21 protein-coding genes, 1 pseudogene and 1 riboswitch are annotated in these 26,474 nt (G+C 55.9%); of the genes and pseudogenes, 9 read left to right on the top strand and 13 right to left on the bottom strand.

Annotated features, from left to right (window positions below; all coding sequences use genetic code 11):
- Positions 1–8 precede the first annotated feature (8 nt).
- The 3 genes from pncA to AB1L30_RS12660 are packed head-to-tail and all read right to left on the bottom strand — an operon-like array spanning position 9 to position 2,827.
- Positions 9–608 carry a bifunctional nicotinamidase/pyrazinamidase gene (gene pncA / locus AB1L30_RS12650; RefSeq protein WP_367013785.1) on the bottom strand — a complete coding sequence of 200 codons (600 nt, stop codon included), beginning with the start codon at positions 606–608 and terminating at the stop codon, positions 9–11.
- Positions 609–632: 24 nt separating this feature from the next.
- Positions 633–1,340, bottom strand: a complete 708-nt coding sequence (locus tag AB1L30_RS12655; protein WP_367013786.1) for an NUDIX domain-containing protein — start codon at positions 1,338–1,340, stop codon at positions 633–635.
- Positions 1,340–2,827, bottom strand: a complete 1,488-nt coding sequence (locus AB1L30_RS12660) for a nicotinate phosphoribosyltransferase (protein WP_367013787.1) — start codon at positions 2,825–2,827, stop codon at positions 1,340–1,342. Before AB1L30_RS12660 ends, AB1L30_RS12655 begins: the two co-directional genes overlap by 1 nt.
- Positions 2,828–3,070: 243 nt before the next feature.
- Between AB1L30_RS12660 and AB1L30_RS12665 the strand changes: the two genes are divergently transcribed.
- The 4 genes from AB1L30_RS12665 to AB1L30_RS12680 all read left to right on the top strand — a co-directional run bounded on the left by AB1L30_RS12665 (position 3,071) and on the right by AB1L30_RS12680 (position 10,187).
- Complete coding sequence (locus tag AB1L30_RS12665; RefSeq protein ID WP_367013788.1) at positions 3,071–6,055, top strand: FAD-linked oxidase C-terminal domain-containing protein; 2,985 nt, start codon at positions 3,071–3,073, stop codon at positions 6,053–6,055.
- A 301-nt stretch (positions 6,056–6,356) separates the two neighbouring features.
- Positions 6,357–7,760, top strand: coding sequence for an SUMF1/EgtB/PvdO family nonheme iron enzyme (locus tag AB1L30_RS12670; protein ID WP_367013789.1), 1,404 nt, complete (start codon positions 6,357–6,359; stop codon positions 7,758–7,760).
- A 53-nt stretch (positions 7,761–7,813) separates the two neighbouring features.
- A complete protein-coding gene (locus tag AB1L30_RS12675) occupies positions 7,814–9,193 on the top strand; it encodes a Gfo/Idh/MocA family oxidoreductase (protein WP_367013790.1) in 1,380 nt (459 codons plus the stop codon).
- A 139-nt stretch (positions 9,194–9,332) separates the two neighbouring features.
- On the top strand, positions 9,333–10,187 hold the full coding sequence (locus AB1L30_RS12680) for a hypothetical protein (protein ID WP_367013791.1): 855 nt from the start codon (positions 9,333–9,335) through the stop codon (positions 10,185–10,187).
- A gap of 2 nt (positions 10,188–10,189) precedes the next feature.
- Here the strand turns inward: AB1L30_RS12680 and AB1L30_RS12685 are convergent, their stop codons facing one another.
- Positions 10,190–13,714, bottom strand: coding sequence for a c-type cytochrome (locus tag AB1L30_RS12685; RefSeq protein WP_367013792.1), 3,525 nt, complete (start codon positions 13,712–13,714; stop codon positions 10,190–10,192).
- Positions 13,715–13,930: 216 nt separating this feature from the next.
- A riboswitch (cobalamin riboswitch) is annotated at positions 13,931–14,113 on the top strand.
- 35 nt (positions 14,114–14,148) lie between these two features.
- Here AB1L30_RS12685 and AB1L30_RS12690 point away from each other — a divergent pair.
- A complete protein-coding gene (locus AB1L30_RS12690; protein ID WP_367013793.1) occupies positions 14,149–16,200 on the top strand; it encodes a TonB-dependent receptor in 2,052 nt (683 codons plus the stop codon).
- 88 nt (positions 16,201–16,288) lie between these two features.
- On the opposite strand, the gene AB1L30_RS12695 is transcribed toward AB1L30_RS12690, so the two are convergent.
- The 7 genes and pseudogenes from AB1L30_RS12695 to AB1L30_RS12725 all read right to left on the bottom strand — a co-directional run bounded on the left by AB1L30_RS12695 (position 16,289) and on the right by AB1L30_RS12725 (position 21,813).
- Positions 16,289–16,615 carry a hypothetical protein gene (locus tag AB1L30_RS12695; protein WP_367013794.1) on the bottom strand — a complete coding sequence of 109 codons (327 nt, stop codon included), beginning with the start codon at positions 16,613–16,615 and terminating at the stop codon, positions 16,289–16,291.
- Positions 16,616–16,642: 27 nt separating this feature from the next.
- Positions 16,643–17,365 (bottom strand): metallophosphoesterase, encoded by a 723-nt coding sequence (locus AB1L30_RS12700; RefSeq protein WP_367013795.1) that lies wholly within the window; start codon positions 17,363–17,365, stop codon positions 16,643–16,645.
- 93 nt (positions 17,366–17,458) lie between these two features.
- Entirely contained in the window at positions 17,459–18,361 is a 903-nt protein-coding gene (locus AB1L30_RS12705) for a hypothetical protein (protein WP_367013796.1), read from the bottom strand.
- A 55-nt stretch (positions 18,362–18,416) separates the two neighbouring features.
- Positions 18,417–19,997 (bottom strand): hypothetical protein, encoded by a 1,581-nt coding sequence (locus AB1L30_RS12710; RefSeq protein WP_367014101.1) that lies wholly within the window; start codon positions 19,995–19,997, stop codon positions 18,417–18,419.
- 18 nt (positions 19,998–20,015) lie between these two features.
- Positions 20,016–20,108: pseudogene (locus AB1L30_RS12715) on the bottom strand (hypothetical protein); the annotation flags it as partial.
- A gap of 124 nt (positions 20,109–20,232) precedes the next feature.
- The gene (locus tag AB1L30_RS12720; RefSeq protein ID WP_367013798.1) at positions 20,233–20,919 is read right to left on the bottom strand and encodes a hypothetical protein; all 687 of its coding nucleotides are present in this window, start codon (positions 20,917–20,919) and stop codon (positions 20,233–20,235) included.
- Between the two features lie 57 nt (positions 20,920–20,976).
- Entirely contained in the window at positions 20,977–21,813 is an 837-nt protein-coding gene (locus AB1L30_RS12725) for an AAA family ATPase (protein ID WP_367013799.1), read from the bottom strand.
- Between the two features lie 237 nt (positions 21,814–22,050).
- Here AB1L30_RS12725 and nagB point away from each other — a divergent pair, with 237 nt between their 5' ends.
- Both nagB and AB1L30_RS12735 read left to right on the top strand, forming a co-directional pair.
- Positions 22,051–22,842: a glucosamine-6-phosphate deaminase gene (gene nagB / locus AB1L30_RS12730; protein WP_345085101.1), complete on the top strand. Its 792-nt coding sequence runs from the start codon at positions 22,051–22,053 to the stop codon at positions 22,840–22,842.
- Positions 22,843–22,855: 13 nt separating this feature from the next.
- The gene (locus tag AB1L30_RS12735; protein WP_367013800.1) at positions 22,856–23,869 is read left to right on the top strand and encodes a rhomboid family intramembrane serine protease; all 1,014 of its coding nucleotides are present in this window, start codon (positions 22,856–22,858) and stop codon (positions 23,867–23,869) included.
- 3 nt (positions 23,870–23,872) lie between these two features.
- Here AB1L30_RS12735 and AB1L30_RS12740 read toward each other — a convergent pair whose 3' ends face one another.
- Both AB1L30_RS12740 and AB1L30_RS12745 read right to left on the bottom strand, forming a co-directional pair.
- Positions 23,873–24,430: a hypothetical protein gene (locus AB1L30_RS12740; protein WP_367013801.1), complete on the bottom strand. Its 558-nt coding sequence runs from the start codon at positions 24,428–24,430 to the stop codon at positions 23,873–23,875.
- A 24-nt stretch (positions 24,431–24,454) separates the two neighbouring features.
- Positions 24,455–24,898: a hypothetical protein gene (locus tag AB1L30_RS12745; RefSeq protein ID WP_367013802.1), complete on the bottom strand. Its 444-nt coding sequence runs from the start codon at positions 24,896–24,898 to the stop codon at positions 24,455–24,457.
- Between the two features lie 178 nt (positions 24,899–25,076).
- Here AB1L30_RS12745 and AB1L30_RS12750 point away from each other — a divergent pair, with 178 nt between their 5' ends.
- Positions 25,077–25,307, top strand: a complete 231-nt coding sequence (locus AB1L30_RS12750) for a hypothetical protein (protein WP_367013803.1) — start codon at positions 25,077–25,079, stop codon at positions 25,305–25,307.
- Positions 25,308–25,341: 34 nt separating this feature from the next.
- Entirely contained in the window at positions 25,342–26,463 is a 1,122-nt protein-coding gene (gene aroB / locus AB1L30_RS12755; RefSeq protein WP_367013805.1) for a 3-dehydroquinate synthase, read from the top strand.
- Positions 26,464–26,474: the final 11 nt, after the last annotated feature.

The following is a 26,474-nucleotide window of genomic DNA, read 5'->3' on the forward strand; positions in this document are numbered from 1 at the left end:
CGGCTCCTTTAGCTAATCATTTCGACCCCGGCCGCCATCATCTGTTCCATCGCCATCGCACAGTCACCCAGTCCTAACTCCACGCCGCGAATCCCTTCCAGGATGACGGCCGTTTCAAACCCTAGCTGAGCGGAATCGATCGCTGTTGCCTTGACGCAATAGTCGGTGGCCAGCCCCATAATGTGAACTACGGTGACATTGTGCTCTCGCAGTAAAGCTTCGAGACCGGTGGCATGCTGGCGATCGTTGTCTAAGAATCCGCTGTAGCTATCGAATCGCGGATCGGTTCCCTTTTGAATAACATGCTGAATGCCATCCAAGTTCAGGCCCGGTGCGAATTGGGCGCCTTTCGTTCCTTGAACGCAGTGATCGGGCCAGAGTACCTGCTCGACTTCGTCCAGCATGATCCTTTGTCCTGGTTTCTTGCCAGGGTGCTGACTGGCGAACGACTGGTGATTGGCAGGATGCCAGTCTTGCGTCGCGATCACCAGTCGGTATTTCTCCATCCATTCGTTGGCAACCGGAACCACGCGATCGCCATGTTTGACCGCTAATGCTCCGCCGGGCAAAAAGTCGTTTTGAATATCGACCAGTATCAGGGCTTTCATTGCCTGGGTTCCTTCAGTGAGGTGTTAGATTTCGAAGTGGAAGCCTTGCTCGGTCAGCCGTTCGTAGGCTTCCTGATCGAAGCGATAGAGGCGCGCCGCTCGGTGGGCGACATCCTTTTCAATCTCGTCGGTCTCTTGCACGATCTCCATGCTAAGGACCTTCTTACGGAAGTTCCGCTTGTCGAGTTCTCGATCGAGAATCACTTCGTACAAGTGCTGGAGCTGTCGAAGGGTGAACTTTTCCGGCAGAAGTTCAAAACCGATCGGTTGATAACGAACCTTTCCGCGTAGGCGTTCATGAGCTGCAGCCAGGATTTTCGCGTGATCGAACGCCAGATCCGGCAGTTCATTCACGGAGAACCACGCCGCGTTCCGGGCATCAGTACTTGCCTGAACATTGTGCCCCTCAAGATTGACCAGGGCATAGTAGGCCACCGTGACGACACGTTCGCGCGGATCGCGATTCAAGTCGCCATAGGTATAAAGCTGTTCGAGAAAGATTCCCTGCAAACCGGTTTCTTCCTGAAGTTCGCGCCGCGCGGCATCGTCGAGCGTTTCATCGATATGCACAAAACCGCCTGGTAGTGCCCACTGTCCCTCGAACGGTTCGAGATCACGTTGGATGAGCATTACCATCAGGTCATCGGCATCGAGCGCGAACACGACAATGTCGACCGTCAGGGCAGGGCGGGCATATTCGTACTGAAACTTGGCCGCTGGCTTACTTCGCATCAGGCATCCCCCACGCTATCGACCAGTCGCTTGTCACGAATATCGTGAATCATCTGATCTCGGAGTTCATGCAATCCAATATCGAGCCCGACCGGATATTCGTGCGGGTTCATGAATCGCCGGATCGTGGGGTGGATACGGCTAAGTTGTTGCAGCGCTCGCTCACGAATCTTGTCGAGCGGTTCTGCATCCGCCAGACGCTTCCCCTCCTGCATCACCGTTTGCAGTAAATCAACCGCTTGGGCTTTGCTGGAGAGCCGCTTGCGACGGGTCGGATCTTTGGCGTCGACGATGATCTCGCGGACATCGATCCCATTGGTTTCATCGTAGATCATGTCGCCGATGAAACCATCCGGACCTTCAAACCGCCGCACCTGGAGCGTGCCAGGGATCGACGTTTTGATCGCTTGTTCCGACAATTTCACCTTCGGTTGCCAGTTTCCTGCTTCATCTTGAATTGCCGCCAGTTTGTAGACACCTCCCAGTGCCGGTTGATCGTGCGAGGTAGCCAGCTTGGTGCCGACGCCCCACACGGCGATCTTGGCTCCCTGGATCTTAAGGTTCTCGATGATCCGTTCGTCGAGGTCGTTTGAAGCGACGATCGCCGCATTCGGGAAGCCTGCCTCGTCGAGGATCTTGCGGGCCTCGATGCTCAAATAAGCCAGGTCCCCTGAGTCGAGGCGAATGCCAACCATCTCGTGGCCTTGTTGGCGAAGCTTCTTGCCAACTTCCGCCGCCAGCCGAACACCATCGAGCGTGTCGTAAGTGTCAACCAGAAAAACACAGTTGTTGGGCAGCACAGCCGCATACTGCTCGAACGCTTCTTGTTCCGTATCGAACGACATCACCCAGCTATGGGCATGCGTTCCCTTGACCGGAATACCAAACAGTTTGCCTGCCAGCACGTTCGAGGTGGCCGCACAGCCGCCGATGTAAGCGGCCCGGCTTGCCGACAGCCCGCCATCGATCCCTTGGGCTCTTCGCAGGCCGAATTCCAACACCGGATCGTTCCCAGCGGCGGCACTGATTCGAGCTGCTTTGGTAGCGATCAGTGTTTGGAAATTGACGATATTCAGCAGTGGCGTTTCTAACAGTTGACACTGCAAGATCGGTCCACGAACTCGCAAGATCGGTTCCTGACCGAACACTGCGGTACCTTCCGGCATCGCATCAACTTCCACTGACAATTTCAAATTGCCGAGGTATTCGAGAAAGGCGTCCTCGAAAAGACGCTCGCCATCGTTGCCGGTCAGCAGGGCGAGGTATTCCAGGTCGGACGGTTCGAATCGATAGCCATTCATGTAATCGACTGCTTGCTCTAGGCCAGCAGCGATTGCATAGCCACCCTGAAACGGTGCCTTGCGAAAGAACAGATGAAACACGGCCTGCTGTTCGGCACGCCCCAACTTCCAGTAGCCATAGGCCATGGTTAGTTGATAAAGGTCGGTCAGCAAGGCCAACGGAGGCCGATAAAGTTGGGTTAACATCGTTTCCTCTCTTTCTTAGTGTTTATATTACACTATCGAACCGAGAGCGATCAAGCGTGAATCGAAAACTTCTAAAAACACGCCTGGGGGCCGCATTGGTCTGCCTAATCGGTGCAGTTGTTTGGCTCGTGCGGGCTCGATGGGACCGACTGATGGGGGCAATGCAGATGCCGGTAGGAATTCGTTATGATGAAACGACTCCCACTGGTTGTCGTATACCCACCATCCCCGAGCTGACACCCCATGGCTTCCGCGACCTCCTCTCCGGCAGGCAATACCGACCAACAACTTGCGGCTCCCTTTCAACAGTTGGCGACCAAGCTGCAAGGAACGCTGCACGTCGACGATACTTGGCGGCGACTTTACTCGACCGATGCCTCCGCGTACCAGCAAATGCCGCTGGCGGTTGCGATTCCGGAAACAAAAGAAGACATTCGCCTGCTGATTGAATTCGCAGGCGAGCACGAAGTCGGGCTGATTCCGCGAACTGCCGGTACTTCCCTCGCCGGTCAGGTTGTTGGTGGTGGCATCGTGGTCGATGTTTCGCGGCACTTCACCCGCATTCTCGAAATCGACGCGGAGGAGCGAACCGTCTGGGTTGAACCTGGCGTTATCCGCAACGAACTGAACCACGCGCTGAAACCGCATGGCCTGTTGTTCGGACCCGAGACTTCGACCCAAACTCGAGCGATGATCGGCGGCATGGTTGGCAACAACTCGTGCGGCTCGAACTCAATCAAGTACGGCAGCACCCGCGATCACTTGTTGGAAATTGAAGGCTTTCTGGCAGATGGCTCGCCGGTGACATTCGGCAAGCTGACGGCCGAGGAGTTCGAGGCGAAGTGCAACGGCCCTGAGACACTGGAAACGCGAATCTATCGGCAAGCAAAAGAACTTCTTTCCGATCAAGCGAACCGGGCCGAGATCACCAAGGAGTTCCCGAAGCCTTCCATTCCGCGCCGCAATACCGGTTATGCCATCGACTTGTTGATGGATGCCGACGTGCTCGATCCGAGCAGCGACAAACCGTTTAACTTCTGCAAACTTATCGCAGGCAGCGAAGGAACTTTGTTCTTTGCCACGCGTATCAAGTTGAACTGCCTGCCCTTACCGCCGCCGGTGAGTGGCCTGCTGTGTGCCCACTTTGAAACCGTCGATCAATCGCTCCGTGCGACGCAGATTGCTGTGCAGCACGATTGCTATGCCTGTGAGTTGATCGACCACTTCATCCTGGAATGCACCGAACGAAGTCGCGAGCATCGTGCGAACCGCTTCTTTGTACAAGGCAAGCCTGGAGCGATCATCGTCGTCGATATCCGGGGGAATACCGAGGCCGAAGTTCAAGCAGTCTGCGATCAGATTATCGCCGAAATGCAAGCCGCTGGCCTAGGATATGCCTACCCGGTTTTGTTTGGCGAAGACACCGAGCGAATTTGGGATCTGCGAAAAGCAGGACTCGGCCTACTCGGCAATATTCCTGGAGACGCGAAGCCTGCACCGGTTGTGGAAGATACCTGCGTCGATGTCGATGACCTGCCGGAATACATCGCCGAGTTCAATCGACGACTAAGCGAACGATTTGGCCTGCAGTGTGTGCACTATGCCCACGCAGGCAGCGGCGAAATTCACTTGCGTCCGGTGATCAATTTGAAGACCCCCGAAGGCAACCAGCAGTTTCGCGAAGTCGCCCAGACCATCGCCGAACTGGTCAAGCAATATCGGGGTTCCCTCAGCGGCGAACATGGCGACGGCCGTCTCCGTGGTGAGTTCCTCAAGCAAATGATCGGGGAACATAATTACGGGCTGGTCTGCCAAATCAAGAAGGCTTGGGACCCGAAGCGAATCTTCAATCCCAATAAGATCGTCGATACGCCACCGATGAACTCGTCGCTCCGCTATACGCCGGGGCAGAAGCCACGCGAAGTGAAAACGCTGTTCGACTTCAGCGAGAACTCCGGCATGCTTGGCGCCGCTGAAATGTGCAATGGCAGTGGTGACTGTCGGAAGACCGAGATCACGGGCGGCACGATGTGCCCCAGCTTTATGGCAACACGTGACGAGATGCACACGACGCGGGCCCGAGCCAACATGCTGCGGCAAGTAATCTCGGAATCGGATCAGGCCAATCCGTTCGATCATGAGGGCTTGAAGGAGGTTCTCGATTTATGCCTATCGTGCAAAGGGTGTAAGAAGGAGTGCCCTTCGTCGGTTGACATGGCAAAGTTGAAGGCGGAAACGCAGCAGCACTATTACGATAAGCACGGGGTGCCTGGCCGGTCTAAGTTGATCGCCGACTTCACCAGCAAACAGAAGCTTGCGGCGAAAGTGCCTTGGCTTTGGAACTTTCTGTTCGGGACGCCGTTCTTGCGGAAGCTGTTAAATCGTTTCACAGGGTTTCATCCCGATCGCACGATCCCACTGCTTCCCAAGCAAACGCTGGCAGCCTGGTATGTGGGGCATAAGCCTCAAGCGAATGCTGGCAAGGTCGGCAAGGTGCTCTTCTTCAATGACGAATTCACCAACTATCACGATCCGCACATCGGCATCGCGGCGATCGAGTTGCTTGAGAAGCTTGGCTACGAGGTCACCATTCCCGAGCATGGCGAGAGTGGTCGAACGTGGCTGTCGAAGGGACTTCTCCGCGAAGCGAAGAAACGGATCGATCACAACCTGACGGTCCTGCAGAAATCGATGACCGAAGACATCCGGATGATCGGCGTCGAGCCGTCGACAATCCTGACCTTCCGTGACGAGACACTGGACCTATCCGAGCCTGCCTTGCGTCCGTTCGCTCAAGAGATCGCGCCACGCTGTTTAATGTTTGAGGAGTTCATTCAGCAGGAAGTTCAAGCGGGCCGGATCAAGGCGGAGTCGTTCACCGACGAACCTGCGACAGTCTATTTGCATGGTCACTGTTTTCAGAAAGCGCTGGCGGGGCAATCGGCATCGATTGCGGCGTTAGGCTTGCCACGCAACTATCAGGTGAAGACAATCCCGAGTGGTTGCTGTGGTATGGCAGGCTCCTTCGGATATGAAGCAGAGCACTACCAAGTGTCTATGCGTATCGGCGAGTTGGTCTTGTTCCCCCGGGTACGAAATTTGACGTCCGAAACGCTGATTGCCGCGCCGGGAACATCGTGCCGACATCAGATCCACGACGGGACATCGCGCAAGGCGTATCATCCCGCCGAAATCTTGCTGAAAGCGTATCGGAACGGCTCGCAATAGCGCGAGAAAAGGCCCTAAAACGTAAGCCTTTCAATTCATATTTTGTCATCGACCGCTTTCTATTTTGGGTCGTTGATTATCAACAGCAGGACGATTTCCCGCGACATCTACGAGAGTTGCGCAAATCGTCTGAAATCTTTCTCAATCGCGAGTTGTATTGCACATTGAAATCCTTTGCCTAGAATCTAGCAATGATCGCAAATCCGGCGAGATTTGCCCCAATCTGCCCACCTCCCTTTCCGTATTCACCTCTCCGACGCCTTCCGCGTAAGGTGTCTCAAGGCTCTCGAAAACAAACCGTATGAAGCTGACTCTCTGCCTTTCGCTAACGTTTCTGTCTTTATCGGCCTGCGCGATCTCCGCTGCGGAAGTGGACTTTGCCAAAGATATTGCACCGATCCTCGAGACCAATTGCGTTTCGTGCCACTCTGGCGACGAACCCGATGGCGACTTCACGCTAACCACCAAGGAACTCACCTTCGAGTCGGGCAGTGGTGAAGCAGTCATTCCTGGCTCGCCTGAGGACAGCATGTTGTACAGCCTGACCATTCTGGAAAAGGATGACGACATGCTGATGCCACCAAAGCGTTCGGGCGGCCCGCTGCCGAAGGAAAGCACTGACCTGATCAAGAAGTGGATCGAAGAAGGTGCCAAGTGGCCAGAAGGTATGGAACTGAAGGCACGCGAGAAGGTGATGCCCAAAGTTGCCACGGCCGATGACATGGAACTGGTCAAGAAGATCCATGCCAAGATCGTCGCGCAGTCCGAAAAAGAAAAGAAGGCGACTGATAGCTACAAGAACACGATTCCGATCACCGAAGTCGACTACGAGATGATCGCCATTCCTGGCGGCAAGTTCGTCATGGGAAGCCCCGAAGGGGAAGAACTGCGTCGCCCTGAAGAAGGCCCGCAGACCAGTGTCGAAGTCAGCCCATTCTGGATGGGCAAGTGCGAAGTGACGTGGGACGAGTACGAACCATTCATGATCACCCAGGTCGATCGTCGTAAAGATGGTTCGCGAATCGATTACGACACCACTAAACACACCATCGTCGATGCCGTCAGCCAGCCAACTCCGCCTTACACCGAAATGAGCTTCGGCATGGGTCAGCATGGCTACCCTGCCATCAGCATGACTCAGCATGCGGCCAACAAGTATTGCCAGTGGTTGAGCGCTCAGACCGGTCATTTCTATCGCTTGCCGACTGAAGCGGAATGGGAATATGCCTGCCGCGCCGGTACCGAAACGGCCTATTCGTTCGGCGACGATCCTGACAAGTTGAAAGAGTTCGGTTGGTTCTACGACAACGCGAACGAGAAATACCAGAAGGTCGGTCTGAAGAAGCCCAACCCATGGGGCCTGCACGACATGCATGGCAACGTGATGGAATGGTGTGCCGATCAATATGTGCCTGATTACTTCGCGAAGATCAAAGATTCGACGAAGAACCCATTCATCAAACCAACCACCTTGTATCCACGATCCGTTCGTGGTGGTGGCTGGGATGACGATCCAGATCGTCTTCGCAGCGCGGCGCGGCGTGGTAGCGATGCGAGCTGGAAGCAGCAGGATCCTCAGCTCCCCAAGAGCGTCTGGTATCACACCAACGCTCAACAGCTCGGCTTCCGCATTGTTCGTCCGGTCGAGATTCCGACGCCGGAAGAGATGTACTTCTACTGGAACAGCGCGAAAGACGTTTACTAACCCCCAACTCCCCATTCATCCCCTCAACTTTTCCTTTCGTCACAGGACTGATTATGAGCGAACGATTCCAATCGACGAACAATCGCCGCGAGTTCATGAAGATCGCTGGTGCGGCCTCGGCTCTGACCGCTTTCGCAGTGCCTCACGTGCATGCCGAAGAAAAAGAAATCGACACGATCCAAGTCGCCCTCGTGGGCTGCGGTGGTCGTGGTACCGGTGCTGCCGCTGACAGCCTGAACGTCCCGAACGGTCGAACCAAGCTGGTCGCCATGGCCGATGTTTTCGATCATCGCCTCGAAGGCAGCCACAAGGCGCTGGAACGCACCTTCCAGGAAAACAAGGAAAAGGTCGATGTTCCTAAGGAACGTCAGTTCGTTGGTTTCGATGGCTATCAGAAGGCCATGGATTGCCTGAAGCCGGGCGACGTCGTCATTCTGGCCACGCCACTGGCATTCCGCTGGGTTCATTACCAGTACGCCATCGACAAGGGCTTGAACGTCTTTATGGAAAAGCCGGTCATCGCTGATGGTCCAAGCGCCAAGAAGATGATCGCTCTGGCCGAACTGGCCGATCAGAAGAACATCAAGTCGGCTGTCGGTCTGATGGTTCGCCACTGCCGTGGCCGTCAGGAACTGTTCGATCGTATCCAGAACGGCGAAATCGGCGACATCATCTGCATGCGTGCCTATCGTATGCACGGCCCAGTCGCTTCGGCCTTCAGCACCAAGAAGCCTGAAGACAAGCCAGAAGTCATGTGGCAGATCGAACGCTTCCATAGCTTCCTGTGGGCCAGCGGTGGTTGCTTCAGTGACTTCTATATTCACCAGATCGACGAAACCTCGTGGATGAAGAATTCGTGGCCTGTCAAAGCCCAGGCCCTGGGTGGTCGTCACTATCGTGGTGACTTCGTCGATCAGAACTTCGACACCTATGCCGTCGAGTACACCTACGACGACGGTTCGAAGCTGTTCTTCGACGGTCGTACCATGCTGAACTGCCGCAACGACATGTCGAGTGTTGTTCACGGCAGCAAGGGTTCCGCCATCGTCAGCACCTCGGGGCACACCCCAGGTAAGGTTCGAACCTTCAAGGGTCAGAACCAGAGCCGACGTGAAGTGGCTTGGGCTTACCCACAGCCAGAACAGAACCCATACCAGTTGGAATGGAACGACTTCATCGACGCGATCCGCAACGATCAGCCTTACAACGAAGTCCATCGCGGCGTCCAGGCGAGCCTGGTGACCAGCATGGGTCGTATGGCTGCTCATACCGGTCAGGAAGTCACCTACGAACAAATGCTCAACTGCGAGCAGGAATTCGCACCGAACGTCGACAAGCTGACCGTCGATGGTCCCGCCCCGGTTATGCCGGATGCCGACGGCAAGTACCCGGTTCCAGCACCAGGTCAAAATCGCGACGTCGAATACTCGTAGTCCTCGCACACGATCTCGAAATCAGAAAAGCTTCCCAGTCGATTTGGCTGGGAAGCTTTTTTTGTGTCAGAACGTTGTACGAATTGGGTAACAAACAGTAGAACGAGGTATCTGCTTTCCACCTGCCAAAGAATCGTAGATGCCTGTTGAGGAATCATTTGCAGACGAACACATTCAATCACAGGACCTTAGCCAGTCGAGTCCCGTTTGGCCGAAGGTCCTGGCGGTCATCGTCGGCAATTGGTCTGTATTTGCCCTGGGGATCGTCAGTGGATTGATGATTCCGATAACGCTGGTCGGATTGACTTACCTCTTACGGCGCCGCAAAGTCGTCCTCGCCGTCGCGATCCTTATCCTCACTCCGCCAACGTTGCAGGCCATGTTGACGACAAGCCAGTACTTTGAAGGAACGGCCCGGCTGCATCACTTAGGTTTAAGACGCCAGGAATTTGGCACACTCGATCGTCATACACGTTGCGAACACGTTTCGCTGGGATGTATACCCAGTGGAAGAGAATGGATCCTCGTTCCGACCAACAATATAACGTTGAAGGTGCTGACCGCAGTTCTAGGACCGATGGCCGGGGCATACAGCGGTCCTTATCCGACGCTTGAAGAAGCCCAGCAGGCGCTCGAAGCGGCGGACGGCCTAAAATACAAAGATGTCAAAACGGGGCGATTTATTGTCGATGGCCAAGACGTTCTATTAGACACGGAAGTGGGACGTCATCTCGTTTCCGAACTCTTCGAGTATCGATACCATTATCCCGACCCTGCACCTCGCCCCATCAAGGCAACGTTTTACCAGCAGCAATGCTTGATCCTTTCCTTTCCGAATGAATCAGACTTCGGCGCCAGCGATTCACAAAGCGGGGAAACGATCGTCTTGATCGATCGAAATTGCGGACGACCGTTTTGCTATTACTTCGTCGGTGATTGGTACTTTCCTCACCCTACGGCTCTGTGGCGCGATCCGAGCATCGATTCCGATTGAAACTATTCAGTCTTCGACTTCTTCTGCTGTTCCAGAAAACGAATCAGGCCGTTCATTTCGTCCGGCGACATCTGTTCGGCGAAGTTGCCTGGCATTAACGAAAGCGGCGAGTCTTTCCGCAAGTCGATTTCTTCCTTGGCGATTCGCACTTCTTTTCCCTCGGCGTTGGCCAGCACTAAGATCTCGCCTTCTTCTCGTCGTGGTAAACCAGAGATGACCTGGCCATCGACCGTTTGAATCAGGACCGTGCGAAAGGCGGCGTCGACGTTGCGATTGGGAATCAGGACGTCCTCGACAATCCGCTCGACCGGGCGATTGCCGACACCATCGAGCTGTGGTCCAATCAAAGCTCCCTTACCACCCAGCTGATGACACGTCGCACAGCGTTTCTCGAACGTTGCCCGACCAGCGTTCAAGTCGCTGTTACTTGATTGATAGCCAGCCAGAAACTTTGCGACACGCTGTTGTTCCTGCGCCTCACGCGGCGGCAAGTTGGACGTCAGCTTCGCGATTTGTTGGCGAAGATTGTCCGATTTCAAAACCGCTTCGGCCTGCTGTTTCCACTTCGGATCTTGCAACAGATATGGCGACGCTTTGCCTGCCGCTACGGTTTCGACAAGCGAACGGATGCCTGTTTCATTGCGAGAAAGGGCCAAGGCAATTTCGAGTTGCTGAGAAGCTGCCGCCATCGGAAGCAGGCCAACGAGTGTTGTTCGGCTGCTTTCTGAATTCATCGATCCCAACGTTCGAATCGCCTTGCTTTGTTGCTCGTTGGTCAACGCCGGATCGTGTACCCACTGCGTAAGTGCCGCCTCCACCTTGCCAGCTTCGCCCAGAGCAATAAGCGTGTTCGCGAGGTCCAAGCGGTCCTCGAAGACAACGTCTTCCTTCTGAAGTCCTGCCAGAAGGCTCTTCGTGCTTTCGTCGAGCCGAAATTCAACCAGAACGTTCAATAACTGATCATTCGTTTCAGCCTGACTTGGCATCGGGAGGGGTGGCAAAGGATCCGCAAAATCGGCCACGGCAATCCACGCGTAGAGATCATTCGCGTTGCCATCGACGACTTCGACGTACCCGCGCCGACCTTGGTAATTGCTGGTATCCAAAACGTAGCGTGGCGCCCGGTCGTTCCGTGGCGCCAACTGCTGGGCGATCACCTGGCCATCCTCAAGGCAAACACGAACCAGGTTCGTTTCGGTGCTTGGTTGCCCTGGCAGTCCATCCTGGCCGCACATCGAGAAGCGGACTTCGCCCGGCAGTTCCAACACGCGGCTCCGCAGGATCCCGGTTTGCTTCTCGCCATGCACGATACTATCCAGAAACTCGATCACGCCACGATCTTCCGTTTCTCGCGGGCGGGGTGCGAATGGGTTTCGCTCCAGCCGCGTCTTTCCGGAAAGATCGAGTGCCGTCCAGTCTCGGGCTTCCACTGCTTGAGGCAGAAGAGTTTCCGTCACGCGTTTCGCCCAGGCAAGGGCAACCGCGTTGTCGATTGGGCGTCGACCTCGCTCCCGTTCCCCGCTGCACCAGGCCTGAAGCACGCCCAACTGGCCAGCCGCAGGACTGTCTGCCGTAAGTTCTATGATCGACGCCAACATGCGTTGGTCATTCAACTGGGCTGCCTGTCGGGCGACCTGCTGCATCACGTCCCAGTCGATCGCTTCTCCCTTCGAGTTCTGAACCAACCAACGCGACGCATTGGCCGTTTCCGAAACCTTGGCAATCGCAATGAGCTGCTTCATCTCTTCCCGGTTCCACTCGACTGAATTCAATCCGTTCACCGCGTCTGGCGTGCGGAAATGTTCTCGCAGCGCCAAGCGGATCGCGTGAATTAGGTGCGTGTCCTGTGGCATCGCCTTCGTCCAGGTTTCCAGCAACGGACGCCAGTTCTGCGCGTTTGGATGCCTAGCCAGTCCGTCGACGGCGGCTCTCACTACGAAAGCATCCGGATCGTTAAGTGCCCGGCGAGTCACTTCAAACTCGAAGTCGTTCCATCGCGGCCGTTCCGCCAGTGCTTTGACAAGATGAACCCGGACCAGGCGATCGTCGATGTTGGAGAAGGAACGCGCGTCAAAGTCGGTCAGACCTTTGGCTCGCTCCATGACCCAAAGTCCGTGTGCCTTTTCGACGGCGCTCGAACCAGGAAGATTCTTTCTGGCGAACAGAGCCGCTTCTTCACCATAGTTCTCGACCAGGCGATTGGTCGCTTGTGTTCGCACGAACAGGTTAGGATCGCTCAGCAGCTCCCACAATTGCTCGATATTCATCTCGGTCAGATTGGAGGGCGTTTCGTAGGTCGCTCCTTCGTTGCCGGTGTAAATCACTCGCCAGACCCGGCCATGCGTGCGGTCGCGGTCGGGATGGTCCAGCGGCGCTTCGTAATGCCCGATGATTGGGTTGTAGAAGTCCGCGATGTAAAGTGCCCCGTCTGGGCCCATCATCACATCGACCGGTCGAAACCAGCTATCGTCGCAGGTGATCATGTCAGGCTGCGTATCGATCAGATACGTAGAACCAAACTGCTTCAGCTTGTCGCGATGGATAACCTGCGAGACGGGATTGCAGATGAAGATGTTGTCGCGGAACTCGGCTGGAAAGTGATCGTCCGAATAATATGCCGGACCGCAAATGCCGGTCGACCCATGGTTGTGATTGATCATCGTCGGACCAAACCCCAAGGCATCCGGCTTCGCGCCGAAGTGAGGATAGAGGGCACCACGAATCAGTTGGTAGACCGGCATCGTATGGCAGTCGGCATCATACAAATTGCCGAGCGGGTCGAACGTCATGCCGAACGGATTGACCTGACCGTAGGTGAATTGCTCGAACTGGCTTCCATCCGCTTTGAATCGATAGGTGTTGCCCGACTGCATCCGGGTCACGTTGCCTTGGGCGTCGGTAATCTCGGAAGTGTTCGTGAACCCGTGGCAACCGTAGATCCAACCATCGATCCAAGGGGTGTAACCGTTGGACATGCCATGCGTGTCGACGTTGCCGATGCTGCCATACAGTTTGGTACGCTGATCGGCCATGCCATCCCGGTCCGTGTCGGTCCATTTGTCGAGATTCGGAATGCTGTAAACGATGGCCTCGCTGCCGTCGCCAATCGGAATCTGCCCGATCGGAATGTTCAATCCGCTGGCGAACCGCGTGACTTTGGTCGCGCGACCGTTGTCGTCGAAGCCTTCGACCACGGCGACCCAGTCCCGCGGGGCATGCTTTTCGTCGGCACCTGCCGTAAAGCGATCCGGGCGAGGCTGCACACCGGGCGAATCCGCTGGGTAAGGGTATTCGATGCTGCTGGTAATCCAGAGACGTCCCTGGGCATCGAAGTTCAAATTCATCGGCTGGCCAATCTCTGGCTCGCTGGCCACCAACTGAATTTCAAACCCCGGCGGAAGATGAAACAGTTCTTGCTGTTCGGCAGGAGACTTTGGCGGGTCAGCCGCGAATGCAATCGATTGCAGGCCAACAACGACCCAAGCGCAGGTGAACGCCATGCTGCGGTTCAGAGTTTTGTGATTCATGATTCAAGGAGGAGGGAGAGAAGGGGAGTCAAGAAAGGAGATTTAGACAGAGTATATCCCTACCTGCGAGTGACTTTCAACGTAATAAGGGGTACACGAGGCTGGTCGAGTTTAACGCCCAGGCAAGACCGGCCGATCATTTGGATTTTTGAAGAGACGAGCGGCTGTAGCGTCGATGGAATCAGTACGACGCATGCAATCGGCAATCGCTAGCAGCCGAAGCATCGTCGTGTTCGTGTCTTCTGGACCCGAGGAAGTGGAGTGCAAGTCTCCCACCGCCCCGCGACTGTAACGAGGACGAGCGTCACATACCACTGAAATGGCCAGCGGCCGTTTTGGGAAGGGTGGCGTGAGGATGAATCGAAGTCAGGATATTCGACCAGCGAGATGATGTTTTCTTCAAACGTTTCCACGAGGGATGGAAAGGTCAGCGCGTGAAATGGATCGATGGTTGGAGCCCGCCTCGGCTGGGTTCCCTTTGTGTTTTAGGGCTTGCCTGTTGCACCGGTACTGCCGCTGCCCAGGAATTGATTCCCGCCGAGTCTGTATCGCTCGAACGCTCGGTAATGCAGCAGGAAACCGACTCGGCAGAAGCCGCTGTCGTGCCTGCGATTCCGGACGTGCCCATTGCTGAGGAGCAGATGTTGCCTCCTGTTGTCGTGCAGAGCGCCCCGAACAGTGGCGACTCGCAGCGAGACTACGACGCCACATTCTCGAATGCGGAAGTTATCACCCCGAACGAAACGCCCACCGAGATGCGTAAGTTCGGTGGTACCGTCCGGGTTGTTTCGCGAGAGCAAATCGAGCAGTCTGACGCCTACACTGTCGGCGAAATTCTTGCTCGCCAGCCAGGTGTCGACGTCGTGAACTCTGGCGGCCCAGGTGGCGTTCGGTCGATCTTTTTGCGAGGTGCTAACTCGCAGCATACCAAGGTGATGATCGACGGTTCGCCGGCGAACGACCCGAGCAGCCCGTCGCGCGGGTTCGACGCTGCCAACCTGACGCTCGACAACGTCGAACGCATCGAAATCCTGCAGGGCCCGCAAAGCCTTTTGTATGGTTCGGAAGCGATCGGTGGAGTGGTGAACATCATCACGCGACGCGGTCAAGGTCCGATGTCAGGTGCGGTCAACGTACAAGGGGGTTCGTATCAGACGCATCGCGAAGGAGGCTTCGTTCAAGGAAGCAGCGGCGCGATCGACTACTCTTTCTCGGGTTCGTGGCTTGATACCCAGTCGTTTTCTGCCGCCGCTGGTGGTGCTGAAAACGATCCATTTGAAGTCGGTGCGCTCGCAGGGGCTTTCGGCGTTCAGCTGACCGAGAATACCGAGTTCGTCTATCGATTGCGATACACCGATTCTCGAGCGCATATCGACGACGCATCGTTCTCGACCGGTATTCCGCCAACGGACGATCCTTTCCGGATCTATTTGTCGAAGAACATGGTCCAGCGTTTCGAGATCAACAACACGATGCTCGACGGCAACATTACCAACATGTTCGCCTACGACTACGTGACCTACGAACGAAACGATAAAGACGACTTCTTCCCGAGTAACATCGAGGGAGCCACGCGTCAGTTCACCGCGCTGAGCACGGCACTGTTGTGGCCTGATCACGAGTTTTCCGTTGGTGTTCAGCACTGGGACGAATCGGCTACGACCGAGTATCTTCCGTCGCCACCCGATAGTGCCAGCCAATACCAGACCGGCATCTTTTTTCAGGATCAGTTGACCCTGTGGGATCGATTGCATCTGACTGGCGGTGTGCGTTGGGATGACCATAGCGAGGCTGGTCCCCACTCGACCTACCGAACCACGGCCGCTTACGAGCTTCGCGAAACGAATACTCGTTTACGTGCCAGCCTTGGAACGGGTTACCGGGCACCAGCGCTCTCGGAGAACGTCTTTCCTTACGGCAATCCGGCGCTAAAGCCTGAAGAAAGCACCGGCTGGGAATATGGGGTCGATCAGTCGTTCTTCGATAACAACGTGGTGTTCGGTGCCACGTACTTCCGGAACGATTACCGCAACTTGATCATTTACGATCCGATGACGTTCACCCTGCTGAATGTCGGTCGGGCTCGTTCGCACGGGATCGAGTTGACCACCGATTGGTATCTGACCGATCAGTGGACCGTGTGGGCTTCGTACACGCATACCGATACCTGGGATGCTGATACCGACAAGCAGCTTCTCCGCCGTCCGCGTGACAAAGGTACTTTCGGCGTGACTCGATACTATGGCAACCGCGCCGGTTCGATCACGATGGCAGCACGAATGATTGGTCGCCGAATCGATTCACGCGACGGATCGGTGGTTTTGCCGAACTACAACGTGATCGACTTGTACGGCGATTACTGGATTCGACCGAACATGCGTTGGATCTACAAAGTCGACAATCTCTTCAACGAGCAGTACGAAGAGATCACCGGTTACGCCACGGCCGATGCTTCGCTGTATAGCGGCATCGAGTGGACGTTCTAGAGACTAAACTCGCCAGTTCCCCAAAAGAAAAGCCCCTTGTGATGCCGCGTCACAAGGGGCTTTCTTGTTAGGTCGATTTTTCGGTGGACTAGGCGATGATCCGGCAGCCAATCATGTTTTGCCGCAGTCGTTTGATGCCCTCGATCGAGATCCCGGTGCCGGTCAGCGTCATCAGTTTCAAGTTCTGATGCTTTAGCAGGGTCGTCACCGATGCATCGCTGATGGCAGTGTTCTCGCAATTCAACACTTCCAGGCTCTGGAGTGAATCAAGTTGTAATAGCGCCTGATCATCTAGCGGAAACGACGACTTCGAGAAGTCGAGCGTGTGTACCTGGCCGCTTTTGCGAAGGCGAACGACCACGCCTTGCGATTCCAGCGTGGCGATCAATTCTGGGTCGTCTGGTTGTTTTGGCATCGTAAGTCTTACGTTCGTAGGATGAGTCTATCGCGGATGAAGTTCGCCATCGAGTTGCATCGGCAGCATATTGAACTTCAGGCCCGAGATTGATGCGCCGCCATTGTGAAAATGAACTCCACGAAACGCATAGTCCTGCATCGGCACATGCGTATGGCCGAAGTAAACATTGCGAACCGCGCTGTCGAGATCGACTTGTTCGTTGCTGAGGTAGTCCCAGATTCGGCCGGCGACGATACGCTTTGGATTGGCCAGCTTGCCCACAACGGCATGCAGCCGCGAGCGAATCGCCATCTGATAGATCTTGTGGCGATACTCAGGCTGTTTGAATTGATGCTTGCTGGTACGAGCGGCGGCCAATGCCAGGTTATTGCGTTCTTTCAGATGAACCGCATCACCATGCAGCATTACGGCGGAACCGATCTGCAGGAAATAAGGTTCCCAGAAAAGGTTCGCGTGCGACTCAGTCACTTTGCCCAATTGTTCCACGAAGTCGCTATGGCAATCGTGGTTCCCCAACAGGTAATGGAACTGGCAATTCGGATTTGCTTCGACGAGATCGGAAAGCCACTGCATGGCGGCGTCGATGGTCGCTTCCACGGAAGGAAGTGTCGTCCACGAGAAGTCGACGATATCGCCACCCAGGACGAAGACCCGGGCTTCCGAAGCACGAGCGAGAATTTCATCCGCGTGTTCGTGATAGATCGAACGCCGCGAGAACATATGGAGATCGGATACGAACCAATCCATGGGGTCAATCCACTGGCCTGGGACAAGGTCGATGTAAAGTTGTTACGACATTGTAGCATGCCCAGGGCAGGGGAGCCGGGACCTCTTCGATGGTTAGCGCTCGATGTATTTCTTCCCCATGAATTCGACCGAATTGAAATAGTAGAAAACCTCGGGAGATCCTAGCTGCTGCCGCGGCCCGGACCACTGAACCGTGATCGTCTTCCCTTCGGTCGAGAATTTCTGCACGACTGTGACATTTGTGCTAATGCGACGATCTTTCGGTGTCAGAAAATAGCGATAGACGGCTACTTTGCCGCTCCAGTTGACTTGAGAAGAACGGATCTCCATCAGATTTGCTCCAGGGATCCCCGCCAAGATCTCTTCCCGATCGAGGCGGGCAAAGTAGTTGTTCCACGCGTCGTTGGCTTCTTTGCGGACTTCCAGTCGCATCCGCCCCAGTTGCCGATCTGGCAGATTCAGCGTTACCGTGTCGCCGGAAGCACTCTCTTGAAGGTCTGGCTCGCCGGGCATCCTTATCAGATAGCCCCAGTGCGGGTCGGAGACAGGTCGCCAGTTTCCACGCAGTGACTCGACATCCACTGATTCCAGGTCTGCCAGTTCGTTGGAAAGATCGATCTCTTGATAGGCGAACTGCAGCGCGGCGACGGTTCCGCAAATCAAGACCAACGAAGCAATCGACGCGATAGCGATGACCGTTGTCCAGTGTCGCTTGCGTTTTCGGAGCTGGGCCTGGGCGACCGTTTGATCGTAGAGGACGTCTGGATCTTCGGGACTGCTGAAGAAGTCGTCGTCTGGCGGCGGCACAGCTGGCTCAGGCTCGGCGACAGTTGCCGATGCGTCGGTCGCAGGCTTCTTATGCCGAGAGATGAGGACCGGAGTCGTACGAATGCGAAATGCCTGCTGACAGCACGGACAGCGGACCGCCTTGCCGACGAGATGGTCTTTGACTTTGAAGGTCGTTTCGCAATGCGTGCATTTCGCGATCGTAGTCACGCCCTGCCTCTATCCAAATGATGGTTGTGGAAGGAGGAATGGACGCCGGTCGCGTTTAGCCAGCACCAGGAAACGGAATGCCCTTCACGCTGATCGACTGGAAGAACTTGCTGACTTCGGCGGTCGATCGATTGCCAGACCACAGGAAGACGAACATACGCTGCTGCGTGAAGAGGAACACCATCCGGCTTTTGCCTGGTCGGCTCCGCAAGACGTCCGCCGAAAAGTGATACTCGATCAGCGGATAGTTGTCGAGCGATAGGTGATCGGTCTTTGTCAGGTGAGGATTAGACGCCGAGAGCGACTGCAAACCGAAGACTTCCAACTGCTCTTCGGTTGGCATTTGGTTGCCAGTTGGCGGAGTTCCTGGGATCGAATTGCTGTACATCATCACAAACGACTCGGTAGGTCGAATGAGGCGATAGCCTTCAACTTCGGTGCCCAGCCAGGGACGTTCGATAACCGGAATTGCGTCAAAATTTGAAGGAAACTTAACCGTTACCAGCCCTGCGGGCCCGCGAGCTTCCACCGGAAACTGGCTGGTCGTCGGCGTGACGTATTCGTACTGACTTCCGGTTCCGCCTGTCGCGGCAGACAATGTACTACTGATGGTGCTAATGGCAAAAATCAGCAGACCCAGCAGCCCGATTCCTGATACCACGCCAACCGCGCTCATGAGCACGGCTTGATTCACCGGGAAGTCGAAGCCCGCTCCCTTCTTTTTTGTACTCGCACCGAAGTTCGATTCGTCCCTCAGCAGCATCCGAACTTGCGGAACGTACTTCGAGTTCTCGACTGCCTCGACTTCGTCGAACGAAGGCCCACGCCCGAGCGATCGTTGGGCCGCAGCCATCGCGCGCTCGAGTAATTTTGCGTCGGCCATCGTGATGTCTTCGCCTTGGCCTGGCAAGGTCGGACGATAGAATCCACCATCGTTGTCTTCGGTGACGACTTCGTCCGTCATTTTGCCGGCAATGACTTTTTCTGCCGCCGAACGATGGAAACCTGGTTTCGATTTGTCGACCGGCTTCTCGTCTTCCGCCACACCGGCGATGAGCGAGTCCGCGTCACCTAAGGAGGAACGACTGGAGTCATTTCGCAGACCCATGTCGACAATTTCCGATTCGACAATCGGGGCATCGGCCGCCGGACGGGTCGGCTCGATGCGGATTTCTTTCTCGTCAGGTGAAATCAGCGAGAGGGTGTCATTCACCGATCGAGTCGCTGTCTCTGGTCGAGGCGCATGCCCAGCTTGCTCTTTGAGGAAGTCTTTCGGCGGGTTACACGGAGCACCCCAGGGGACTTCCAAAGCGGGAACGTGTCGGTCCCCTGGAAGAATCACGGCGGAAATCGTTCGGCGGCTGCGAAGGATCGGGCTCTCTTTGCCCGCGGCGATTCCATGCAGAAGACTCGGTTTATTCGGTTCAGAGCCGGAGGGCCCCTGCGATTCTGGTTCGCCCGACCATTTCGGACGCTGCGCGGCGACAGCTTGTTTCGGCTTGGCGGCGGTCTTGGCAGGCTTTTTGCCGAGAACATTCGATCCCGATTTCGACGACGGAATCACCTTCGACTTGGACAGATTGGCAGCCGAACCATGCTGAGCACGCTCTTGGGTCGAAGGGGCTTCGGACGTCAATTGGATGTCAAAAACCTTCTTACACTTCGGACAACGTACAGATTTGCCATTCAGTTCAGGCTTAGCTTTGAACTTCGTCTGGCAGTGCGTACATTGAGCGTATGTGGACATCCTGAGCCCGGATTGACGACGTTGATCGGTCAAGTGAGAGGTCTACCAGTTGGTATTTGCCCCCTCATTCTCCCTAGGGGGGAATGATTATTCAACCTCGCTGAGCGCATTAAGTTGCGTTCGTCTAGCCTTTTTGTGGGATAACGACCCGCATAACCACTTCCCGCTTCGATTTTCCGAGCTGGAAGGGCATCGTCCGGTACGACTCGGCATACGAGCGGCGGAAACGTAGCGTGTAACCGTCGCTGGGCAAGAATTCGACGGGAAGGCTAAAACTTCCGTCAGGACGCGTTAGAAAGGCGTTCAGGCACTGCGTCGGCCCGAGCACGTCGATGGGCAGGTTTGCCACAGGATGATCGTTCTCGTCGACCGCGATCCCCCGGATCACGGCGTGATCGTCCGGTAATCGGTCCGCTTCTTCCATATGAGCAATGAATCGCTTGAGATTTTCGCCGTCGGCAGTCTGAATCACGACGCGATCGTTATCGAACTCGGCCTGGAGACCACCTGAAAGGGCGATGTCGTTCTCAGCCATCGAGAAGAGCCACCGCACATCGCGGTAGTTGGCTCGGTACTGGGCAGTCGGCAGGCCCTCATCCGCTTCGACGATCGGTTTGGCCAGCAGAGATCTCGCTTCGACCGAATCAGGGTCAAGAAATCGCGTTACGAGCCGTTCGCGATAACGCCATTGTGTGGTCAGAACGATGGCGAGCGAAATCACCACCATCAACCCCAGCAGGCTTTTCAGACTGAAGCGAATGCCTCGCATGTTCTCGTGGCTCTCCAGCAAGGTACGAAAACGGACGGCCATTGCCGTCCATTTCATCTTTACCGTGGGACCCGAGAAGAATCAACTCTTGCCCGGTCGTCAGGCCGCGGCCGAACCGGCAAGCGATTCATCTTTGTTGGCCGACGCCAACCCCAGCCCTAACACCTCGCGAGCGAGGTTCGCGTAGTCCTCGGCTCCGTTGGAGTTTGGATCGTAATCGAAGATCGATTGACCGAAGCTGGGTGCTTCCGCCAAGCGAATATTGCGTCGAATACGAGTCTGGAAAACTTCCGCAGTCGCCCACGTTTTGCCTTCCGACGAACCCTTGTCGAAAAAGTCGTGCACATCGCCAGCGACTTCACCCGCCAGACGCGTTCCCGACTCGAACAAGCAAAGCACGACGCCCGACAGTCGAAGGGTCGGATTGATACGCTTCGAGACGATATCGACCGTTCGCAGCAGCTTGCTCAGCCCGTGCAATGCAAGGAAATGGGGCTGCAGCGGAAGGAAGACCTCGCCGACGCACGCCAACGCATTCAGCGTCAACACGCCCAGGCTTGGTGGGCAATCGATAATCAGGTAATCGTATTGCTCGCCATGAAGTTCCAGGGCATCCCGCAAGATCATTTCTCGTCCGACTTCACCGGCAAGTTCCATTTCGGCTGCCGCCAAATCGAGATGGGCTGGAATGCACCACAGGTTCTCGCCTGCTTCGTGACGAACTTGTTCCAGGGTCGCTTCCCCCATGAGAACCTGGTAGATCGATTCCGATCCAGCAGCGACTCCAATTCCTAGATGTAATGAGGCATGCGCCTGTGGATCGAGATCCATCACACAGACTTTGTGCCCTTCACGCGCGATTGCAGAAGCCAGGTTGACGGCGGTGGTCGTTTTTCCAACGCCCCCTTTTTGATTCAAAATGGCAATCGACCGCATGACAACCTCCTTGTTGTGAAGCGAAAACGTCCGGCAAACTGGCTTGGAAAGCAATGCCAGCATGTGGTGAGGATTGTAAACAGGATGATCAAGTTAATTCCAGACCGGTTTTTCACTGAATTACCCCAGTTTGACGCTGGGGCATTGTCTTTTCCATCTGCCGGTGGTGGTCTATGATCGAGAACATTCGTCCCTGCCACCTCTCATTGTCCAGTAAGAAGATAGAGGAACGCCGACGTGCGTGTCATTATCGAATCTTCGGCCGAACAAGGCAGCCAGCGTGCCGCCTCGATCGTCGCCCAGCTTGTTCGCAAGAAACCCCGTGCTATTCTGGGGCTCGCAACGGGGGGTACGCCTCTCAAGCTGTATCAAGAGCTGATCCGCATGCACCAGAGCGAGGGACTCGATTTTTCGCGTGTCACCTCGTTCAATCTGGACGAATATGTCGGCCTGCCACCGACGCACCCACAAAGCTATCGTCATTTCATGACGGAGAATCTCTTCCGGCACGTTAATATCGATATCCGAAACACCCATGTGCCGGACGGTCGCGCCCTGGATTACGAAACTTATGGCAGCCAGTACGAAGCCATGATCAACGAGGCAGGCGGCATCGATCTGCAAATTCTAGGGATTGGTCGCGACGGACATATCGCGTTCAATGAGCCTGGATCTTCGCTCGGAAGCCGAACGCGTTTAAAGACCTTGGCTCCTGAGACAATTCGAGACAACGCCCGCTTTTTTGGATCGGAAGAGGGGGTACCCCGTCTGGCGATCACCATGGGTGTTGGTACGATTCTCGAATCGAAAAAATGTATCTTGTTGGCCTTCGGTAAAGAGAAGGCCGAAGCCATCGCGGCCACGGTCGAAGGACCAGTGACCGCACAAGTCACCGGAAGCGCCCTACAATTTCATCAAGACGTCGTCGTAATTCTGGACGAGGAATCGGCCTCGCAATTGCAACGCCGTTCTTACTACGATGAAGTTGAGGAGGCGCATCGGCGGCTTCAATCCGGGGACGTTCAATAGATCTGATAGACCAATGCGCCAAATCGGCAAACTTTCTTCTGAAAACGAGGCAGCCCGCTTCACCGACTACCTGCTGACGTTGGGAATCCACTCCAAAGCGGATCCTGCACAGCAAGGGGAGTGGTCTGTCTGGATTCACGAAGAAAACCAGGTCGAACAGGCCCGGACCGAGCTCGAGGCCTTCCGCTCGAACCCGGACGACGCTCGATATCGTAAGGCGAGCGACGAAGCGGCCGGCATCCGCAAAATGGAGCAGCTTCGCGAGAAGGAGCGTCGCAAGAACATTCACGAGGTGAAGCACCGTTCGCCTGGCATGGGGACTGGAACCACCGGCGCCCCGGTGACCCGCGGCATTCTCACCCTTTGCATTGGGATCTTGCTGCTCGGTGTCTTCGACTCGAATTACTCGCTGCAAGAGCCCGGCATCGGTGACCAGGTTTACAACGCCCTCTCGTTTCTTTCGCCGGAAGATCTGTTTGCCTATCTCAACTCGCCCGAACCGAACTCGCTAAAGACGATCGAACGGGGCCAGGTATGGCGTCTGATCACTCCAGCGATCCTGCATCAGCGACCTGCCCCCAATCATCAAGGCATGGGCTGGATTCTGCATATCGGCTTCAACATGTACATGTTGTACATGCTGGGGCCGACGCTCGAACGACGGATCGGCAGTTTGCATTTCCTGCTGTTGAACCTGGCCTTGGCGATCGCATCCAACTTGGCCCAAGGGGTCATTCCGATGCTGCTGTATGGAACCGATCTGTCGGTTTACGAACGCTACTACGGCGGCGTCAACTTCCTCGGCTACTCCGGCGTGTTGTATGGGCTGTTTGGCTATATCTGGGCACGCTCGAACAACGACTTGACCTTCGGACTGCGCATGGACCAATCGTCGTACGTCATCCTGATGGTGTGGTTCTTTCTTTGCTGGTTTGGCATGATGGGCGGCGTGGCCAACCTGGCCCACACCGGCGGTCTGGTCGCAGGACTGGGTCTTGGATATGTCGCCGCGATAATGCGGCGGTAAGGCCTACCGCGATGGAAACTCTGGCGGCCAGGCTTTGGTCACCTTGAATGCCTCTCGCTGATCTTCAAATGCCATGAGCGGCTCTTGGCAAAGCACGAACCGTTTGACGCGGCGGTCTTTGAAGCATTCGATCTGCATCTCGTAGTTCGGGTACTCGTAGAAGGCGATGAACTCGTGGTCATCTTCGTCGAGCCAGTACCACTCCCCAAAGATGTCTGGCAATTTGTCCAGCGTCAAATCAGTTAGTGGAATCGAAACGCCTTCCCACGAAACAGTTCCTGGGTAAGGCTTACACTTGCCGACATCGTCGTCCAGCACGATCTGAAACTCACACAGATTCCCGTTGTCGTCGCGATCGAGGCAAAGCCCGAGGTCAAAGTATTCGACGCTGAAGGGATCGCCCTGGCTGCTCCGCCCCAGACAGGAAAGCCGGTCGAACGCGCCTCCCAACGGAACTCCGAGGAGCGAAGGGACGTCGAGATCGGCATTCAGTTTCAAACCGCTCGCCCGTTGCCAATCGTTGGTTGGGTCGCCACGGCGAAAGATTAGGTCGTACCACATAGTCGAATCAGATTTGCGGTTGAGCTACTTGGAAGCCTGTTGGGTCAGGGCATCGGCGACAAATTGGCGAATGCCGCTTGCCGTTGGGTTCGGCTTGGGGACCAATACCGACTTGCTATCGGCCAGACCGACGAATCCCTGATCGAGATCAAACCAGACCGTCGTCGCAGGTTCGTCGCCGTCGGGGGTGAAATCGACCTGGTGCGTCCAGTTCGGAGCGGCCTCGTCGGTGGGCAAAGTCCCCTCGAAACTAGAATCCTCGATCAAAGCCTGGCGAAAATGGACCAGTCCCCGCATCTTCGAGATATCGTACGACTGGCCATCGTGCCGCAGTTCGACCTTCGGGGCGTAGCGAATGTTCTCGCCGTTGAGAGCTCCCCAATAGGCGATCGATGCATATCCGCGATTCCAGTGATGCCATACCGTCACCAGCGAGACCGCGACCGCGACAGCAATAATCACGGCCACGACCAGAGTTCCAGAGGTCGAAGGCTTTTCCTGGGGGGAAGTTGCGTCGGATTCGGATTCCAAAGTCGGCCTCAATCGGGAATGTTCGGGAGCGGATCGTTTTTTTATACTCAATAGTTGCCCGCCGGTGGGCAAGCGAACCCATTTCGTCTGATCAGACTCTCAAAGGATAAGTCCCTTGGCGGACAAATTCGATCCCTATCGCGAAGCATTGATCGTCGAGCAGCAGACGATTTGGCCCGAAGAACTAGCGGATGTTCCGCTTGAAAAGCGCGAGAGCCTCGCTCGGAAGCTCCATGGCGATGCCGCCGCGTGCGAGCACTTGGAGTACATTCGTCTCCATACCGGCTTTTGCCGCCAGATCACGGTGACGCCCGCAGACCTCGTCCGTCTCGGCAACGCCACTTAATCCCTATCCGTCATTCAGCCCCAGATCGTCGCCGATGCCAACCAGCAATCCTAGCCAGATCCCTCCGCAAACCGTTCATGTGCCCCTGGCCGAACGCTCGTACGATATCTCCATCGGCACTGGCAATTTGGCCCAAGTCGGCAAGTGGATCACTTCGCTGCGAAGCGTCACCCATGCCGTCTTGATCAGCGATACCAACGTCGCCGCTCACTACGAAAAGCCAGTCCTGCAGGCTCTGGAAGCCGAAGGGATTCGCGTGACGAGCCTGGTCGTTCCCGCCGGCGAACCCAGCAAATCGGTTGCTACTGCCCAGAAGTTGTGGGAAGCCGCCCTGGAGGATCGCGTGGACCGGAAGTCGATCGTCGTGGCTCTTGGTGGCGGCGTGATCGGCGACCTCGCAGGCTTCATCGCCGCGACCATGACGCGTGGACTCGACTTTTTTCAGATTCCCACCACGCTACTCGCCCAGGTCGACAGCAGTGTCGGCGGCAAGGTCGGCATTAATCTCCCCGCGGCAAAGAACATAGTCGGCTGCTTTTGGCAACCCAAAGGGGTGCTGATCGATACGGCGGTTCTCGAAACGTTGCCACGGCGCGAATACCTTTCTGGCCTGGCCGAGGTGGTGAAGTATGGCGTGATCCTCGATGAGCCGTTCTTCGACTATCTGGAAGTGAACGTCCAACCGCTCCTCGACCGCGAACCGGCAGCTTTGCAAAAAATCATTGCCCGCAGCTGCGAGTTAAAAGCCCAGGTCGTCGCCGAAGATGAACGCGAAACGACCGGCCTTCGGGCAATCTTGAATTACGGTCACACCTACTGCCATGCCTTGGAAACGGTTGCCGGCTACGGCGAGTTTCTGCATGGCGAAGCAGTTTCGGTCGGGATGTTATGTGCTTCGCGACTGGGAGAAAAGCTCGGCGTTTTCGACGCCCCGTCGACCCAGCGACAACATGCGTTGCTATCGGCCTTGAGTCTTCCGGTCGCTACGCCCAAGCTCGACGAAGCGGCCATCCTGGCGGCGATGCAGCGCGATAAAAAGGTCGAGCATGGCAAGCTGCGATTCATCGTTCCCCACAAGATCGGCAAAGTGGAACTGATGGCCGATATCGACAGCCAAGTTGCCATGTCCGCCTGGCGAGAAGGGCATTCCGCTTAGCAACTTTTCGC

Origin of the sequence: Bremerella sp. JC817 (genome assembly GCF_040718835.1) — a bacterium.
Classification (GTDB): domain Bacteria; phylum Planctomycetota; class Planctomycetia; order Pirellulales; family Pirellulaceae; genus Bremerella.

Coding starts and splice junctions, on each gene's coding strand:
- pncA (WP_367013785.1), bottom strand. CDS start 608: ATGAAAGCCCTGATACTGGTCGATATTCAAAACGACTTTTTGCCCGGC.
- AB1L30_RS12655 (WP_367013786.1), bottom strand. CDS start 1,340: ATGCGAAGTAAGCCAGCGGCCAAGTTTCAGTACGAATATGCCCGCCCT.
- AB1L30_RS12660 (WP_367013787.1), bottom strand. CDS start 2,827: ATGTTAACCCAACTTTATCGGCCTCCGTTGGCCTTGCTGACCGACCTT.
- AB1L30_RS12665 (WP_367013788.1), top strand. CDS start 3,071: ATGGCTTCCGCGACCTCCTCTCCGGCAGGCAATACCGACCAACAACTT.
- AB1L30_RS12670 (WP_367013789.1), top strand. CDS start 6,357: ATGAAGCTGACTCTCTGCCTTTCGCTAACGTTTCTGTCTTTATCGGCC.
- AB1L30_RS12675 (WP_367013790.1), top strand. CDS start 7,814: ATGAGCGAACGATTCCAATCGACGAACAATCGCCGCGAGTTCATGAAG.
- AB1L30_RS12680 (WP_367013791.1), top strand. CDS start 9,333: ATGCCTGTTGAGGAATCATTTGCAGACGAACACATTCAATCACAGGAC.
- AB1L30_RS12685 (WP_367013792.1), bottom strand. CDS start 13,714: ATGAATCACAAAACTCTGAACCGCAGCATGGCGTTCACCTGCGCTTGG.
- AB1L30_RS12695 (WP_367013794.1), bottom strand. CDS start 16,615: ATGCCAAAACAACCAGACGACCCAGAATTGATCGCCACGCTGGAATCG.
- AB1L30_RS12700 (WP_367013795.1), bottom strand. CDS start 17,365: ATGGATTGGTTCGTATCCGATCTCCATATGTTCTCGCGGCGTTCGATC.
- AB1L30_RS12720 (WP_367013798.1), bottom strand. CDS start 20,919: ATGGCCGTCCGTTTTCGTACCTTGCTGGAGAGCCACGAGAACATGCGA.
- AB1L30_RS12725 (WP_367013799.1), bottom strand. CDS start 21,813: ATGCGGTCGATTGCCATTTTGAATCAAAAAGGGGGCGTTGGAAAAACG.
- AB1L30_RS12735 (WP_367013800.1), top strand. CDS start 22,856: ATGCGCCAAATCGGCAAACTTTCTTCTGAAAACGAGGCAGCCCGCTTC.
- AB1L30_RS12740 (WP_367013801.1), bottom strand. CDS start 24,430: ATGTGGTACGACCTAATCTTTCGCCGTGGCGACCCAACCAACGATTGG.
- aroB (WP_367013805.1), top strand. CDS start 25,342: ATGCCAACCAGCAATCCTAGCCAGATCCCTCCGCAAACCGTTCATGTG.